The 14,827-nt window shown below is 47.2% G+C and carries 11 protein-coding genes; all 11 read right to left on the reverse strand.

The window, feature by feature from the left end:
• Window positions 1-196: 196 nt before the first annotated feature.
• Complete coding sequence (locus AC1DUA_RS12260; protein ID WP_477500019.1) at window positions 197-1,816, reverse strand: extracellular solute-binding protein; 1,620 nt, start codon at window positions 1,814-1,816, stop codon at window positions 197-199.
• Window positions 1,817-2,300: 484 nt separating this feature from the next.
• Window positions 2,301-4,049: a hypothetical protein gene (locus AC1DUA_RS12265; protein ID WP_477500020.1), complete on the reverse strand. Its 1,749-nt coding sequence runs from the start codon at window positions 4,047-4,049 to the stop codon at window positions 2,301-2,303.
• A 22-nt stretch (window positions 4,050-4,071) separates the two neighbouring features.
• Entirely contained in the window at window positions 4,072-5,700 is a 1,629-nt protein-coding gene (locus AC1DUA_RS12270; RefSeq protein WP_477500021.1) for a DHA2 family efflux MFS transporter permease subunit, read from the reverse strand.
• 14 nt (window positions 5,701-5,714) lie between these two features.
• Window positions 5,715-7,031 (reverse strand): efflux RND transporter periplasmic adaptor subunit, encoded by a 1,317-nt coding sequence (locus AC1DUA_RS12275; protein WP_477500022.1) that lies wholly within the window; start codon window positions 7,029-7,031, stop codon window positions 5,715-5,717.
• A gap of 9 nt (window positions 7,032-7,040) precedes the next feature.
• Window positions 7,041-7,700: an HlyD family secretion protein gene (locus AC1DUA_RS12280; RefSeq protein WP_477500023.1), complete on the reverse strand. Its 660-nt coding sequence runs from the start codon at window positions 7,698-7,700 to the stop codon at window positions 7,041-7,043.
• On the reverse strand, window positions 7,697-8,140 hold the full coding sequence (locus AC1DUA_RS12285) for a MarR family winged helix-turn-helix transcriptional regulator (protein WP_477500024.1): 444 nt from the start codon (window positions 8,138-8,140) through the stop codon (window positions 7,697-7,699). The genes AC1DUA_RS12280 and AC1DUA_RS12285 overlap by 4 nt, the downstream gene beginning before the upstream one ends.
• Window positions 8,141-8,972: 832 nt before the next feature.
• Complete coding sequence (locus tag AC1DUA_RS12290; RefSeq protein ID WP_477500025.1) at window positions 8,973-9,911, reverse strand: nucleoside hydrolase; 939 nt, start codon at window positions 9,909-9,911, stop codon at window positions 8,973-8,975.
• A 22-nt stretch (window positions 9,912-9,933) separates the two neighbouring features.
• Window positions 9,934-11,433 (reverse strand): glycerol kinase GlpK, encoded by a 1,500-nt coding sequence (gene glpK, locus AC1DUA_RS12295; RefSeq protein ID WP_477500026.1) that lies wholly within the window; start codon window positions 11,431-11,433, stop codon window positions 9,934-9,936.
• A 5-nt stretch (window positions 11,434-11,438) separates the two neighbouring features.
• Window positions 11,439-12,380: a transketolase family protein gene (locus AC1DUA_RS12300; RefSeq protein ID WP_477500027.1), complete on the reverse strand. Its 942-nt coding sequence runs from the start codon at window positions 12,378-12,380 to the stop codon at window positions 11,439-11,441.
• Between the two features lies 1 nt (window position 12,381).
• On the reverse strand, window positions 12,382-13,227 hold the full coding sequence (locus tag AC1DUA_RS12305) for a transketolase (protein ID WP_477500028.1): 846 nt from the start codon (window positions 13,225-13,227) through the stop codon (window positions 12,382-12,384).
• A gap of 13 nt (window positions 13,228-13,240) precedes the next feature.
• The gene (locus tag AC1DUA_RS12310) at window positions 13,241-14,674 is read right to left on the reverse strand and encodes an L-fucose/L-arabinose isomerase family protein (protein ID WP_477500029.1); all 1,434 of its coding nucleotides are present in this window, start codon (window positions 14,672-14,674) and stop codon (window positions 13,241-13,243) included.
• Between the last annotated feature and the right edge of the window lie 153 nt (window positions 14,675-14,827).

Here is a 14,827-nt window from a genome sequence, read left to right on the forward strand (position 1 = left end):
TAATAAGCAAGAACAGGAACCATCATTAGATATAAATATTTATTTAAAACAAAGTCCCGGACATAACGGTTGACATCCACTTTCTTCCTAGCAAGCTGCGATTTCTCAAGCGGTCTGGCATTCTCCACCTTCATCCTCACCCCAATTCAAAGTAGCAGAGAGGGCATGGAAGCCCTCCCTTTCTGYATTCCCCTGCTTACCGCTTGTTGTAGCGGTCAAGTGCTGCTTTCTGAATCGCTATCGCGCGATCCAGGTTTAGTGACTTCATTTTGGCAATGTAGCTTTCGTACTGACTAGCCGGCTCGTTGCCTAAAATGATTTTGAGCGTCATCTCATCGACCAATGTGTTGATGTCGTTCATGATTTTCGCATATTCCGAGCTCTCTTCCGGTGTTGGCGTCAATGGCGGCAAGCTGTATTTGTCAGCGTCCGTTTTCTTCCAAATATCCACAGCTTCCCGCTGTGTAGGCATCGTAAAGAACTGTTCCGCATACCTTTTATCTTGGATAAATGGACCGTTATAGCTACCGCGTACGTACATAGACATCGCTTGTGCAGGAGCTAATTTATCTGGATTCTTCATCAACAAGTCCGTATATTTCGGATAGCCGCTCTCCATCTTGTAGCTTACGCCTTCTGTTCCGAAGTTGAAGAACATGCGACCTTCTTCGCTATAGCCATAATCGAGCAACCTTGTAGCTAGCTCAGGATCTTTCGCTTTGGAAGTAATGGCTACGATCCCTCCGGAAGAATAAGGTCTATCCTTTTGCCCGAATTTCGGCAAATCGCCTTTCTTCAGCACCGGATACGGCGCTGCGACCAATTGCGCTTTCGGATCTTTGGTTTGAACGAGCGGCTGCCATTTCCCGATCCCGCCGCCTGCGTTGCCAATACTTGCGCCCGTTCCGCCTGAAGCGAAGCTGCCATCCAGCGCTTTCGTATCGACTGTGGCAATATTTTTATCCAGAAGTCCGTCTTTGTACCAGCTGTTAAATAAACTCAAATACTCTTTGAAGCCTTTTTCTGCAGGTCCGAATTTAATGTCTCCGTTCTCTAGATAGAATCCGCGATTAACGCCAAAAGCTCCTAAGAATGCGCCATTATAAGATTCATTGAAGAAACGCGGCTTAGAGATGAACGAAAGCGGTGCGGCCGCACCTTTCTTCTCTTTGAACGCTTTGAGCGTCGTCGTCCACTCATCAATTGTTTCTGGCACAGGAAGTCCCAGCTCGTCCAACCAGTCTTTACGAATAATCGGGCCTTGGAAAACCTGGAGATATTCATCCCCTCTTATGAAAGGAAACGCATAGTAGCTGCCGTTATCCGTTTTGATCATTTTGTCAGTTTCCGGGTGTTCCTTTAAGTATTTCTTCAAATTAGGTGCATATTGATCGATCAAATCATTCAATTTGAGAATGTAGCCATCCTTAATCGCTTTCTCAGGCCCACCTGGGAAATCGCTTAGGAAGTTGTACTCGATCATATCCGGCAAATCTCCGGACGCCAGCATAACGTTAAGCGCTTCTTTCGTTTGTCCTGTCGGTGGCGCCGTGAATTTAAGCGGTACGCCCGTTTTCTTTTGCCAATCCTGGAAGAAAGGCACATCGCCATGGGTTGTTTTGACACCCGTTAAGTTACCGTTTAACTCGCCCCAGTAGGTAAGTGTTTTATCCGTCTTGATCGGATACGTGGTAGCGGTTGCCGCTCCAGGCGATTTCGTGTCTTTCGTTGCAGGCGTAGATTCCGTCTGAGGGGAGCAGGCGATCATTGTGCTCATCAACATGACGGTCATTGTGGAAGCTAACATTTTCTTCATTCATTGACCCTCCATTATGGTTATGGTGAGATGCATCTCTTCCTTAAGCCTAATCGAAGGATAAGCCTGTTCCTATGCGTAAAATGAGAAAACGCATGATGATTTTATGTAGGATCATGGATGATTTCTCCAAATCAATCGGCGATTTCGCAAAAAAACACAAAAAAGGAGCCTCTCGGCTCCTTGACTCGGTGCAGTCAAAAAAATTAGTTACGTTACCAACCTTCCACCTTCCTCTCACTCTATACACCCTACAGCCAACTTCCACCTCATCTGCCAATAACAAATTTCATCAAACCAAGCGAGAATTCGCTATGGCAGAAAGCACTCGTGAAACCAATTGTTCAATATACAAGAGAACGATCCAATTGGCCGCCTAAAATTGGATAATTCCCCGAAAATAACAGGAGTAATCGGCGTTAACTACAAAAAAGAGGCTGCCCCCCGCCATTTTCATGGTTTCCGGGACATCCTCTTCCATCATTTATTTCAATTCTGCAATCAGTCGATCTACTTCCCCTGAAGGTGTATTCAACACTTCATAAACATTAACTAATACATTGTTTTGAATTTGATCCGTCGTTAAGTTGCTGAAAGTTAACGTTTGTTTGCCATTAACTAAACGGTCAGTGCCAGTGAATGGGAATATTTTAGAACCCAAAATAGTTCCAGAACGATCAACCAGCTCAAATTTCAATTTGGAGAAGTTATTGTCTACCAACACCTTGGGATCACGAATGAGATCCATATACAGCTGTAATTTATAAGTGTAATTGATAGCAATTGTTTGACCAGGGACCGTCATTTGAGACAACATATAGTCTTTCAGATTAACCTTATACGGATACAAGGAGATTTCGTGTCTATCCTCTGGCTCCTGCACAGCTACCTGATAAGAGGCAATGGTTGACTTGAACGTTGGTTTGGTTTCTCCGCCCGCTTGTCCATTGATTTCATTCTGCACTTTCATCGTGAATTTATCACTTGTCTCAGACACAGGCAGAACAAATGCATAACTGACAACCGTTGAAGTTCCAGGCGCGATAGACTTCTGAGCATCATTTTGTCTGGAACCTGTGTAATCATAGCCAGTTGGGCTCGACAACATCGTTTGGAAAGCTGGGACAGGAATGTCACTTACACCTTTGTTGGTCAAAGTAAATTTAGCAAAAGCTACTTTGCTGCCTTGATCTTTGTTGTCCGTAACATGAAGTTCTACCAAGGCTACATCAAGATCTTGATTAATAACGTCATTCCACTTCTCAAACGTAATCGGCGTTCCGAAAGTATAGCTGCCAGTGGCACCAGCAGCACCTGGCAGCTCAACATTCAGCTTCCCGATCGAGAATGCAGATGTTTTTACATTACCTGATGCATCTGCTTGCGTAAAGCTTTCGGATGTCAGGACATTGATACTGTCCAGCACGGTATCCATATCTGCGCGAATAGCGTAGTGTACATATTTACTCTGGCCTGCGTCTAACACAACAGGATTCGCTTCAACCTGTTTGCCTGTATACAGATTCGTTTTGGACTTGCCATCCAATTCAATCGCTGGCAATGTTTCGGATTGATCGTTTGGATTGGTTACCAAAAGCTTCACAACATACACAACGCCTTCATTACTGTTGCTTTTGGTAATATCAACCGTTTTGTACTGCAATGGCGAATTCACAGTTGGGATGCTGAACGTTTCTCCCCACTTGATAGGCGTAGGTGCCTTTTTAAACTCTCCGCGATTTCCGTTCCATACCAGCCCGTCGATGGGAGCAGAAAACAGGACAGTTTCCTGTTTCGGATACACATCATAGTTAACATCAATCAGCGACAGATCGCTTAGATCCACTTCTGTTTGACGGTTAATCACTTTCAAATAAGTTAATTCGACTTCCGACTCAGGTTGTACCCCGTGTGCATTGCCGCTGCTTGAGCGTAAGGTATACACGGTACCATCCGTGGTTTTTACTTTAAGCTCATAGTCGGGGATGCGAAGGGTCTGATTGCTGGTGTTTATGATTCTAATAACAGAACCGAGACGCACTCCGTTTGCTGTTTTCTCGCTAGTGACACCTTCGATTGCAACTTGAAGGTTATCGCTTATCTTGTAGACGGGAGCTGCGATTGTTTGAGCAACCGTCGCATCTGTTCCTTCTGCCAGCGCTGGAAGTCCTGACATCAGCAATGCCGATGACAGAACGAGCGTCATAGCTACTTGTTTGAATTGAATTTTCATTTTCCCGTTCCTCCTAAGCGTTTTACATTTCAATCATCACATGGTGCTGAGCATCAGAATCTTTGGTAGCTTCCTGCTCGGCCGCCTGACTTTTCTTTCTCTTCCGCATAAAAATAACCAAGACAATCGCAACGAAAGCCGGGACCGCAGATACCATCAAGGTGTCAGCAATGGCCCTTGTCAAAGCCTCTTTTTGTACGAGTCCGAATAAAACGCCGATAACACCACTGGAAGCCGTACTTGCATCCGTTCCGAGTTCTAGATAACGATGAACAACATTCGTCTGAAAATCAGCATACGCAGATGTATTCGTAGAAATGGATTCATTGAATCTTACTCCGAACTGCGTTGATTTGTTATTCATAATACTAGTCAGCAAGGCAATACCAAGCGATGCCATGACGTTACGCACAACATTGGATACAGAGGAAGCTCTGCCGATCAAATGGTTGGGCAACGTATTCATCCCAGCTGAAGATAATGGCATCATACACAACCCAATACCGATACCCCGGATCACTAGCAAACCGCTGATCCAATGTGTAGACGTTTGCTGAGAAAGCACATGCATCTCTAAAGTCGTAAAGCCAATAATAGCCAAACCTACGATACTCAGAGGCACGACCCCGTATTTTGACACAAGTTTCCCTGCAATAGGCATCATGAAAGCCATTGCTATCGATTGCGGCATCATCACGAGCCCTGTTTGCATAGGCGTCAATCCCGTTACATTTTGCAGAAAAATTGGCATCATGTAGATCCCGCCCTGCATCGAAATCATAACGAAACTCGAAGCTGCCAAGCTTAACGTAAAGACAGAGTTTTTGAATAAACGAAAATCCATAATCGGATTCTCTTTACCAAGCTCGATGTAAATTAATAAGATAAAACTTGAAATTGAGACGAAGAACAAACTCACGATATAGAAAGAAGTCCAACCTTCCACTTGACCATCCGTTAGTGCCAATAGCAGCGTACTGAAAACAATCATACACAAGATACTGCCGACATAATCGAATTTCAGTCCTGCACGTTTCGGTGTCTCTTTCAAGATAATTAAACCAAGGCCAACGGCGATAATACCAATTGGAACGTTGATGTAAAATAAATACCGCCAGCTAAAATTATCAATTAAATATCCGCTTAAGGTTGGTCCCATCGCAGGCGCTGCCATCGCCGCAATCCCCCAGATCCCCATCGCTACTTGAATTTTGCTGCGAGGCATGATCTGGTAAAGCATCGCCATACCGACTGGCATAATAAAGCCGCCGCCAAGTCCTTGAATAATTCGGAAAATAGTAAGACTCGTGTCGCTCCAAGCGATCCCACATAATACGGAACCGATGATAAAAGCAGTCACCGTTGATAGAAACGTTGTTTTGTAACCGAATCGGTCCGCTAGAAAACCACCCATAGGAACAACAACAGCTGAAGCGAGCATATAACCCGTAACAACCCATTCAATTTCCGTAGATGTTGAACCGAATACAGCCATGAGCTTTGGTATCGCAACGTTCATTAAACTATTATCCAAAATGGCTAGAAATGTACCCAGAATGAGCACTAACAGTGCTAACCACTGGTAGACTGTGATCTTCTCCTCTTGCTGCTCAACTGCCGGAGTAGCTGTATCTGCCGTTGTTGTTGACATTGTAGCAGCCTCCTTTACTCGGCATGAACCTTAGCTCCGTCTGTCAGCTTGTCACCTGGGTTCAAGACGATTTTGTCTCCCGGTTTCAGAGCCGAGTCTCCTTTGAGGTAAACCCAATCTTGGTTCTTATCTTCAGTCTGCAGCACTACAGATTGAACGGCGTCACCGCTTACTTTGAAAGCCACGGATTTGCCATCTTTTTGAATAAGCGCAACTTTCGGCACTTCAACGCGAGTTTCACTGCTGCTGCCTCCGAAGTCAACGCTGGCTACAGCACCTGCATGCAAGGTTCCATCTGGGTTGTTTACCGTCAACTTAACTGGGAATGTATTATTATTCGTATCAGATACCGGGCTTACAAAGGAAACCGTTCCTTCGAACGATTTACCTGGAACACTAGGAACAACAACGTTTCCTTTGGCTCCTTCTTTGATCGAATTAATCATTCCTTCAGGCACGCTAACTTCAACTTTCACTTTATCTATATTTACAACGGTCAATAAAGCAGCACCAGCTTGCGCCATTTCTCCTGCATTTACGTTCTTTTTAACAATGACACCGTCGATAGGGGATACGACTCCCGCATTTTTCACAGCGATCTGAACGAGATTCAAAGCAGCTTGTTTAGCGGTTACATCAGCTTTCAATTGTTCTAATGTATTTGCCGTTGCACCTTCTCTAACTAAGCCTAGCTTCGCTTCTGCCGCAGATAATTGCGCATTCGCTGCTTGCTGTTGAGAAAGAGCGGAATCATTAGCTGATTTAGCTTTTTCAAAATCAAGCGTTACTTTATCCAATTCGTCCGAAGTAACCTCGCCTTGATCATAAAAGTTCTTGGCATGATTGTATCCCTTGGTCACAAGATCATAAGCGGCTTGTGCTTGCGATACTCCTGCTTTAGCTTGATTAACAGCTGCTTTGGCTTGGTCAACACCTGACATTGCCGCCTGCAAATCCTGTGAACGTGCACCAGCTTCCGTATCCGCCAATTTGGCTTGCGAAGCCGTCAGTCCTGCTTGCGCTTGATCCAGCTGTTGGAGCAAATCTTCGGTATCGAGCTGCACAAGCACATCGCCCTTTTTCACTTTTGCGCCTTCTTCTACGGAAACAGCGGCAACTTTCCCACCGATTTTGGACACGACTTGAACGGTTTGATCTGATGCTAACTTACCACTCGCTCCGACGGCATTCGCACTGTTGATTGTAATTACCTTGACGGAAGGCACAGTTGACTGTGCACTACTAGGCGACGAAGATGTGCATCCACTCGCAAGTATCATGGAACCGGCCAGAACACTTAAAGATATAACGACGTTAAGATGTTTTTTCATGGGCAATCCTTACTCCCCTTTGATATGGATTTTGATCGAAGCATTCATTCCCGGTGCTAGATCCAATCCCTTATGATCGTCTATAGAAATTTTTACACTCATACGTTGTGTTACTTTCGTGAAATTCCCGCTTGAGCTTGTTGTCGGAAGCAAAGCGAATGTAGAAGCTGTTGCTTGACCAATCTCCATTATTTTTCCTTGGAACTCTGTTTTGCCATACGTATCGATGTCAATCGTTACCAGCTGTCCGACATGAACTTTTTTGATCTTCGTCTCGTCAATATCTGCGGATACGTATAGGGCGTTTTTATCCACAATCATAGCAATAGACTGTCCAGGAGCCACTACTTCGCCAACCTTAGCAGAAGTTTGAATGACTGTTCCACTAATCGGAGAGCGTAATGACGCTTGATCTAATAAACTATTTGATAAGTTCGTAATATCTTGCTGCCCAACGATTTGATCCGCCACAACCGAATCCCCCATTTTAATGCCAAGCGTGTTAATTTTGCCAGAAATTCTAGGCATGACACGATAGATATCCCCAGAAATCCGGGCATTGTCCGTCGCCACGTAGTTAGCACCTTGATACCAGTAATAAGCGCCGATATAGGCTCCACTAATTACAATAACAGCCAGAATAATAATTAAAATTAATTTACGTTTCATTCCGTTCCCTCCAGCTTTTTCTCCAAATGTTTAATCAGTGTACCGACCACTTCTTTGCAAGTCGCAATCTGCTCGGGTGTAAAGACATTCTCTAGACCTGCATAAAACTCATTGTTCATCGTCTCAACCTTCGATTTCTTCATCTGTTGACAGAAATCTGTCGTACAAATCCAGACCACCCTGCGATCTTGCTCATCTCTATTGCGTTCCACCATCCCATCTCGTTCCAGCCTATCTACAATACCAGATACTGTGCTATTACTGAGTTGGACAGACTGGGCAAGATCACCAAGCTTTCTTGGTTGCTTCTGGAATAATTCCCGTAAAATAAATAACTGAGGTCCTGTAAGCTCTTCTCGCTGAAGTTCTCGATACAGTAAAGAAGCCCGTACTTTATGCAGCCTCGTAAGTTCAGCCACAAGTTCTTTAACCTCTTCCAAAACGCGCCCCCCTCTTGCACACTCAAAATCATTCGTATACGAAATATTGTAACATCACACATCATACCATGCTTTTATGAAACTGGATATATGTAGAATTGTAATTCGTTAATTCCTTATATCGCGTAAAAACCTATGTTTTCAGCAGCTGAAGAAAGGATATAAATGGAGATTTGAAGTATTTCAGATTTCGGTGAAAAAATAATAAAGGATCAGAATGAAGCGTTTTTTACTGAAACGCTTTCATAAATCGTCCGCTAGTCCCAGCATTACGAAGCGTTTGGAGCGGTTCAACGTGGACTGTTGAAAAGCGAGACGGCCTTTTGGGCTTTCTCGGAAAGGATTGGAGGATTTTACGGCTGGGAATGGGGGAATTTTTGGCTGTGAGACAGCTGGTTTAGCTTTCTCAGCTGGGGTTGGGGGAGTCGGGCAACGACGTTTCGGCGTGGAATGGAGCTCCWCGCGACATTTAAGCTTGTTTTRCAGCGCTAACGCGTGCTGRTTGCGCGTGGCAGYTACTTTAGCGGCGTAAAACAACGTTWCGRCGTGGCWTKGGCGTKGAATGGAGCYCCACGCGACATTTAAGCTTGTTTTRCAGCGCTAACGCGTGCWGATTGCGCGTGGCAGCTACWTTAGCGGCGTAAAACAACGTTTCGRCGTGKCTYTGGCGTGKAAAACAACGTTTCGRCGTGKCTCTGGCGTGGAATGGAGCCCCACGCGACATTTAAGCTTGTTTTACAGCGCTAACGCGTGCTGGTTGCGCGGGGCAGCTACTTTAGCGGCGTAAAACAACGTTACGGTGTGTCTTTCCCGAGCTGGCCGACCATCGGAGCTACTCCTCACGATGCTGTGAATCCCGCTCCTTCTCATAGAGAGCAAACAACGCCAATTTAGCGTAGAAATCCTCCAAAATAAAGCGGGAATCCACACTCCGGTACACACGAATTTTACGATTGCCTGCCTTAGCCATATATCGCATTTCGGCATCGACATTCGGCGCCTCGATCATCTCATAATCGAACCTTTGCTCCTCCAGCAGAAGGGAAACGGCTGGTGAGTCGCCGAGCACCCAGGTTTCTCCTTTTGGCCACTGCGGTCGATGCCCGTTATTCATGTTGTGATTGACAAGATAATCAAATAAATAGTTGCCGATGCGGCCATGAGGACGAACTTTGATAGCAAGCTCGGCGATGCCAACGCGCACCATTTCGTAAACATTCTTAGGAACTTGCCATAACGGAATCGGTGAATTGAAAACGACATTGACGGCGTCGACATCATTGGATAAATTGAATTCCTCATGCCCCTCAGGATACGTACCCCCACCAATCCAAACAGCGATAAGACGATCCGCAATTCTTGGCTCCTGTAAATAAGCGCTAGCCAGATCGGTTAAGGGTCCTTGAAAAGTGACAAATAAAGGCCTTGAATCCTCCTTCATCGCTTCGTCGATAATCAGCTGGCTGCCTTCAGATGGTACAGGTGTATGAACATCCGGAAGTTTGTGAGGTGCCCCCCGATAGACGCCATATTGGTCTCTCATCCCCATGAGTTGGAGCACATGTTCAACTTCCTCATAAGATTCTTCCATCGAAGTGGCGCTTCTTGCACCGAAGTGAGCGCCTATAAAACCTTTAATTTGTAAGCGTTGTGATAAAATCGCATGTACGATCGCGTATTGATCATCCGCCTCGCATTTGGCATCGGTATTAATAATGACACGAACCTGCTTTTGCTCTGGAACCTCATATGGCATAAAATCGTGCGGCATCGCTTATCTCTCCTTCTTGTATCTAGGCATTCCGAGTTAAAACAGAGGATACTGCCTTTCTCCAGCCCGAACAATGGGCTTCGCGCAGTTCCGGTAACATTTTCGGCTGATACGAAATATATCCTTCTCGCTTTGTACCAATTGCTTCGAGCGATGGCCAAAAGCCGATTCCAACACCGCCCAAATAAGCAGAGCCAAGAGCGGACAATTCCGCAATCTCCGATTTCACGACCCTTGTACCTAACAAGTCAGCTTGGAATTGCATCAAATTCACATTATCAGAGGCGCCGCCGTCTGCCCGCAGTTCTTGGAGCGCGACAGCCGTTTCACTTTCCATTAGTTTAACAGCATCGTGCACCTGAAAAGCAATACTTTCAATCGCTGCCCGAATGATGTGCGCTTTGGTCGTCCCACGATTCATCCCTGTAATGGAAGCTCTGGCATAAGCGTCCCAATAAGGAGCACCAAGTCCGACGAAGGCAGGCACCAGATATACACCTTCACTATCAGGGGTATGCTCAAGCAACTGCTCCATCTCCTCAAACGTACGAAACAAGCCCAAATTATCCCGAACCCAGGTCAAGCTGTCACCCGAGGTGCGGATAACGGCTTCAACAGCATACGTCACTTTGCTGCTTCGGCCCCAAGCAATGGCGCTCACAAGTCCGTTGCCAGACGGGATCGGACTCTCGCCTACGTTCATCAGCACCGATGTGCCTGTGCCGTAAGTGGCTTTGGCCATGCCTGTCTCAAAGCACTGATTGCCGAATAAAGCCCCCTGCGAGTCGCCGATCACCCCGGTGATAGGAACACGGCAATCGCCGAATAATTCCCTATCTTCCGTGTAGCCAAAGATCTCGTCCGAGGCTTTCACTTCAGGAAGCAGCTGCGGCGGCACGCCAAAGAGGCCGCACAACTCCTCATCCCACTGTAACGTGTGGATATTAAAAAGCGAGGTGCGGCTGGCGTTCGTGTAATCCGTCGCATGCGCCTTGCCTCCGCTCAGCTTCCACAGCAGCCAGCTGTCGATCGTGCCTGCGAGCAGCTTGCCTGCCGCCAGCTTATCGCGCACTCCCTCCACGTGCTGCAAGATCCAGCCCCATTTCGCAGCGGAGAAATAGGGATCAAGCATCAACCCCGTCTTGCTGCGCACGATCTCCTCTTGCCCAGCCCTCTGATAGTCGGCGCACTGGTCGGCGGTTCGCTGACACTGCCATACGATCGCGGCATGTACCGGAAGCCCTGTCGTTTGATCCCACAGCACAGCCGTTTCCCGCTGGTTCGTGATCGTTAAGGCAGCGAGCGATTCCGGCCCGATTCCAGCTATCGCCAAAGCTTCATGCGCAGAGCGAATCACATTCGCGTAAATTTCAATTGGATCGTGCTCGACCCAGCCCGGGCGCGGATAGTGCTGGCGATGTGGGGTCGCGCTTTGAGCCGTTATCTGGCCAGCGCGGTCAATAACGAGCGCTTTCGTTCCTGATGTGCTTTGGTCGATCGCGAGCAGATAGCACTTTTCCATCGCCGTTAGTCCTGTCTGCCGAGCATTTCAAGCGCCACACGCTTAAGATTGCTCCTGCTAATGCCATAATGAGCAAAAACCTCGGCTGTTTTCCCAGCGATCGCCGGCTCATCCGGTATCCCTATGATGCGCATCGGTACGGGGCAATTTTGAACGACCACTTCGGACACTGCTGCGCCAAGCCCGCCATGAACACTGTGCTCTTCCACTGTAATGATGTGCCCCGTTTCTTTCGCCGCCTGGATGATGGCTTCTGCGTCCAGAGGCTTGATCGTATGCATATTGATCACTCGGCAAGATATGCCCGCTTCCTTCAATGCTTCATGAGCATCCAGAGCCACACGAACCGTTTCCCCTGCCGCAATGATCGTCACATCGCTGCCTTCGCGCATTTGCACGGATTTGCCAATGATGAATTCGTAGTCGTCTGATTCATAAACATCTTCCACGGCGTTGCGGCCAATCCGAACATAAACGCCGCCTTCGTGCTCAACAAGCGCTTCCGTCATCCGCTTCGTTTCATGCCGATCAGCTGGCATCATAACAGCGATGCCCGGTATCGCCCTCATAACAGCAACATCCTGTACGGAATGATGGGACATGCCAAGTGCGCCGTAGCTGACGCCGCCACTGATTCCCACCAGTTTCACGTTCGTAGCTGAATAAGCTACGTCCACTTTAATTTGCTCAATGCTGCGCATGCTGAGGAAACAAGCCGGAGACGTTACGAACGGCTTTTTCCCGCTATGGGCAAGCCCTGCGGAAATTCCGACGATATTTTGCTCAGCGATGCCCACCTCAACGAATTGCTCTGGAAATGCTTTGGCAAAAGGACCCATCGCTGCCGAACCTCGCGAATCGCTGGCAAGCACCATAATGGAGCGGTCATGCTGTGCTTTCTCGAGCAATGTGTCGCAAATGACCTGCCGATTTGGAATCGTGTTCATGTTAGCTCACCTGTCCTTTCTGCTCGTAGTTGTCGAATGCGGCAGCGAGCTCTGCCAGAGCTTTCTCCAATTCAACTTGGTTAGGTACATGATGATGCCAGTGTGGAACATTTTCTGCAAAAGAAACACCTTTGCCCTTAACCGTATTGGCCATGACAAGCGTTGGTTTGCCACTCTGTGCAGGTACGGCGTCGAAAGTCTCGACCAAAGCTTGCATATCGTTGCCGTCGATCGAAACAACATGCCAGCCAAAAGCTGTCCACTTGTCCTCAAGAGGATCCAAGCCCATAACGTCTTCCGTGGAGCCGCTGATCTGCAAACGATTGCGGTCGATAATGCCAATTAGATTATCTAGTTTGTAGTGAGATCCCGCCATCGCGGCCTCCCATACCGAACCTTCCGCTTGCTCGCCGTCTCCCATGAGACAATAAGTTCGATAGGCTGCGCCGTCTTTTTTCGCGGCAAGTGCCATACCGACCGCGACCGCAAGTCCATGGCCAAGCGCGCCTGTGTTCATCTCGATGCCTGGCACTTTGTTGTTCGGATGCCCGATGAGCTTCGTGCCGAATTTACTGAAGGTCGCCAATTCATCTTTCGGGAAAAACCCGCGATCCGCAAGGATCGACCACAGAGATTCTACCGAATGCCCCTTACTCAAAATAAATCGGTCGCGGTCTACCGCCTTTGGTTTCGCTGGATCAATATTCATCACGCGGTAATAGAGTGCCGTTAAAATATCTGTATTGCTAAGCGAACCCCCGGTGTGACCTGTTTGTGCCCCAGCAATCATTTGCAATAAATCCATCCTGATTTGCGTTGCTTTCGCTTGAAGCGCTCTGATTTCCATATGTCCTCCTTATTTACAGGCCTTTGCCTCGCAGCCAAGCCTGAATTTCGCTTTCCGTTGGATCAACAGGGTCAGGGGACAACCCAGGGATATACGAACATGCTTCATATAAAGCAGGAATGACATTGGCATGAATGCCGACGGAATGATGCACATACGGCCCCTTCACAAGCTTCTCTTCCCATAGCGGCCAGTCGTTCACTTCAACCCATACATAAGATCCACGTGTATAAGGACCTTGAATTCCCTTGGCTTTCCCAAGGAATAATTGATAATCGCCATGATCGCCGTCAAAACGAGCCAGCGTCATGCCGCCACCTTTAATCTCACCTTCGTGAGTTCCTGGCGCATGATCATCGAACAAGAAATGCTTGCGCAGCTTTGGTTTATTTTCAACCGATAGAGACACTGGAAAATTCCCGCAATGGAACAGCAATTCACCGTTGGCGTTCTCGGGATGGCGTACAGTTAAATCGGCAAAAAAAGTCGGGGCTTCATTCATCGCTGCAGCTTGAACCATAACGGAAGTAATTGCGCCATGGATGTCAGTCTCGCACGTTACCGGAATCTGTTCATCAGTCAAAATGGCATTCGCCAGACAAGGCATAATCCCCATGGCTTCCTGCAGTGATGACCAGCATTGAATGGCAATCGCCGTACTGCCTGTTTGTTGTGCGTACTGCTTCATGGCTACTTTCAGCGCGGCAATTCGTCTCACATCTGCTTCTGTCACTTCTGACCAGTCCAGCCTCTCCTTGATGTAATCCATCGCTTGCGCCAATTCTGAAGATTGACCGTTTTCGATGCGCTTCGTAGCACGCTGAATGTCAACGAGTGTAATCGGGTGCAGCTCGATACCGAAACGCTCCAGCAATTCCCCTTCATTGCACATCATCGTCCAGAAAGACGACGGTCTCGGGCCGATTTGCAGGATGCGCAGCGAACGGAACTGGCGAACAACATTCGCCGCAGAAATGAAATTTGAGAAACCCCTTTCAAAAACAGGGTCATTCACACGCGTATTCGTCACATAAGAAAACGGTACATTAAAGCGCCGAAGCACCTTGCCCGTTGCGAATAAACCGCACTGTGTATCTCGCAGGCGCATGCCATCCTCGAGCGGAGCTTCATCGCGCGGCCCCCATAGCAGTACAGGCTTGCCTAGCGCTTTACCCACCCGCGCAACCGTGTCTTCCGTACCGAAGTTGCAGTGTGGGAAAAATACGGCATCCACTTCCTCTTGCTTGAAGCGATTGATGATGAGATCCGCGTTGATGTTATCGTCATAGAGAAGGCCCTCTGAATTGATCCCCTCCAGATCGACAATATCGATATCTAATCCGAAGTTTTGGATTTGTTCCCTAATGAGTACCTTGTACTTAAATGCGTCATCAGCGCTAAAAACGAATCGGCGAGTCGGTGCGTAACCCAGCTTTAATTTTTTCATGGATGTGCCTCCTGATAAGTTTAGCTAAACAATTAAATTGTTGAGATGAATTTTCGCTAAAATAAAACGATTTGAAATTGCCTTTGTTTAGCTAATTCTATGAATAAACATATGCTAACATGTCTATAATAGGACGTCAATGCAGTTTATTAT

This window comes from Paenibacillus sp. 01T422, assembly GCF_056398785.1.

Bases quoted from the DNA above. Each gene is read 5' to 3' on its own strand.
- AC1DUA_RS12260 (WP_477500019.1), bottom strand. From the start codon at position 1,816: ATGAAGAAAATGTTAGCTTCCACAATGACCGTCATGTTGATGAGCACA.
- glpK (WP_477500026.1), bottom strand. From the start codon at position 11,433: ATGGAAAAGTGCTATCTGCTCGCGATCGACCAAAGCACATCAGGAACG.
- AC1DUA_RS12290 (WP_477500025.1), bottom strand. From the start codon at position 9,911: ATGCCGCACGATTTTATGCCATATGAGGTTCCAGAGCAAAAGCAGGTT.
- AC1DUA_RS12310 (WP_477500029.1), bottom strand. From the start codon at position 14,674: ATGAAAAAATTAAAGCTGGGTTACGCACCGACTCGCCGATTCGTTTTT.
- AC1DUA_RS12280 (WP_477500023.1), bottom strand. From the start codon at position 7,700: ATGAAACGTAAATTAATTTTAATTATTATTCTGGCTGTTATTGTAATT.
- AC1DUA_RS12300 (WP_477500027.1), bottom strand. From the start codon at position 12,380: ATGAACACGATTCCAAATCGGCAGGTCATTTGCGACACATTGCTCGAG.
- AC1DUA_RS12275 (WP_477500022.1), bottom strand. From the start codon at position 7,031: ATGAAAAAACATCTTAACGTCGTTATATCTTTAAGTGTTCTGGCCGGT.
- AC1DUA_RS12270 (WP_477500021.1), bottom strand. From the start codon at position 5,700: ATGTCAACAACAACGGCAGATACAGCTACTCCGGCAGTTGAGCAGCAA.
- AC1DUA_RS12265 (WP_477500020.1), bottom strand. From the start codon at position 4,049: ATGAAAATTCAATTCAAACAAGTAGCTATGACGCTCGTTCTGTCATCG.
- AC1DUA_RS12305 (WP_477500028.1), bottom strand. From the start codon at position 13,227: ATGGAAATCAGAGCGCTTCAAGCGAAAGCAACGCAAATCAGGATGGAT.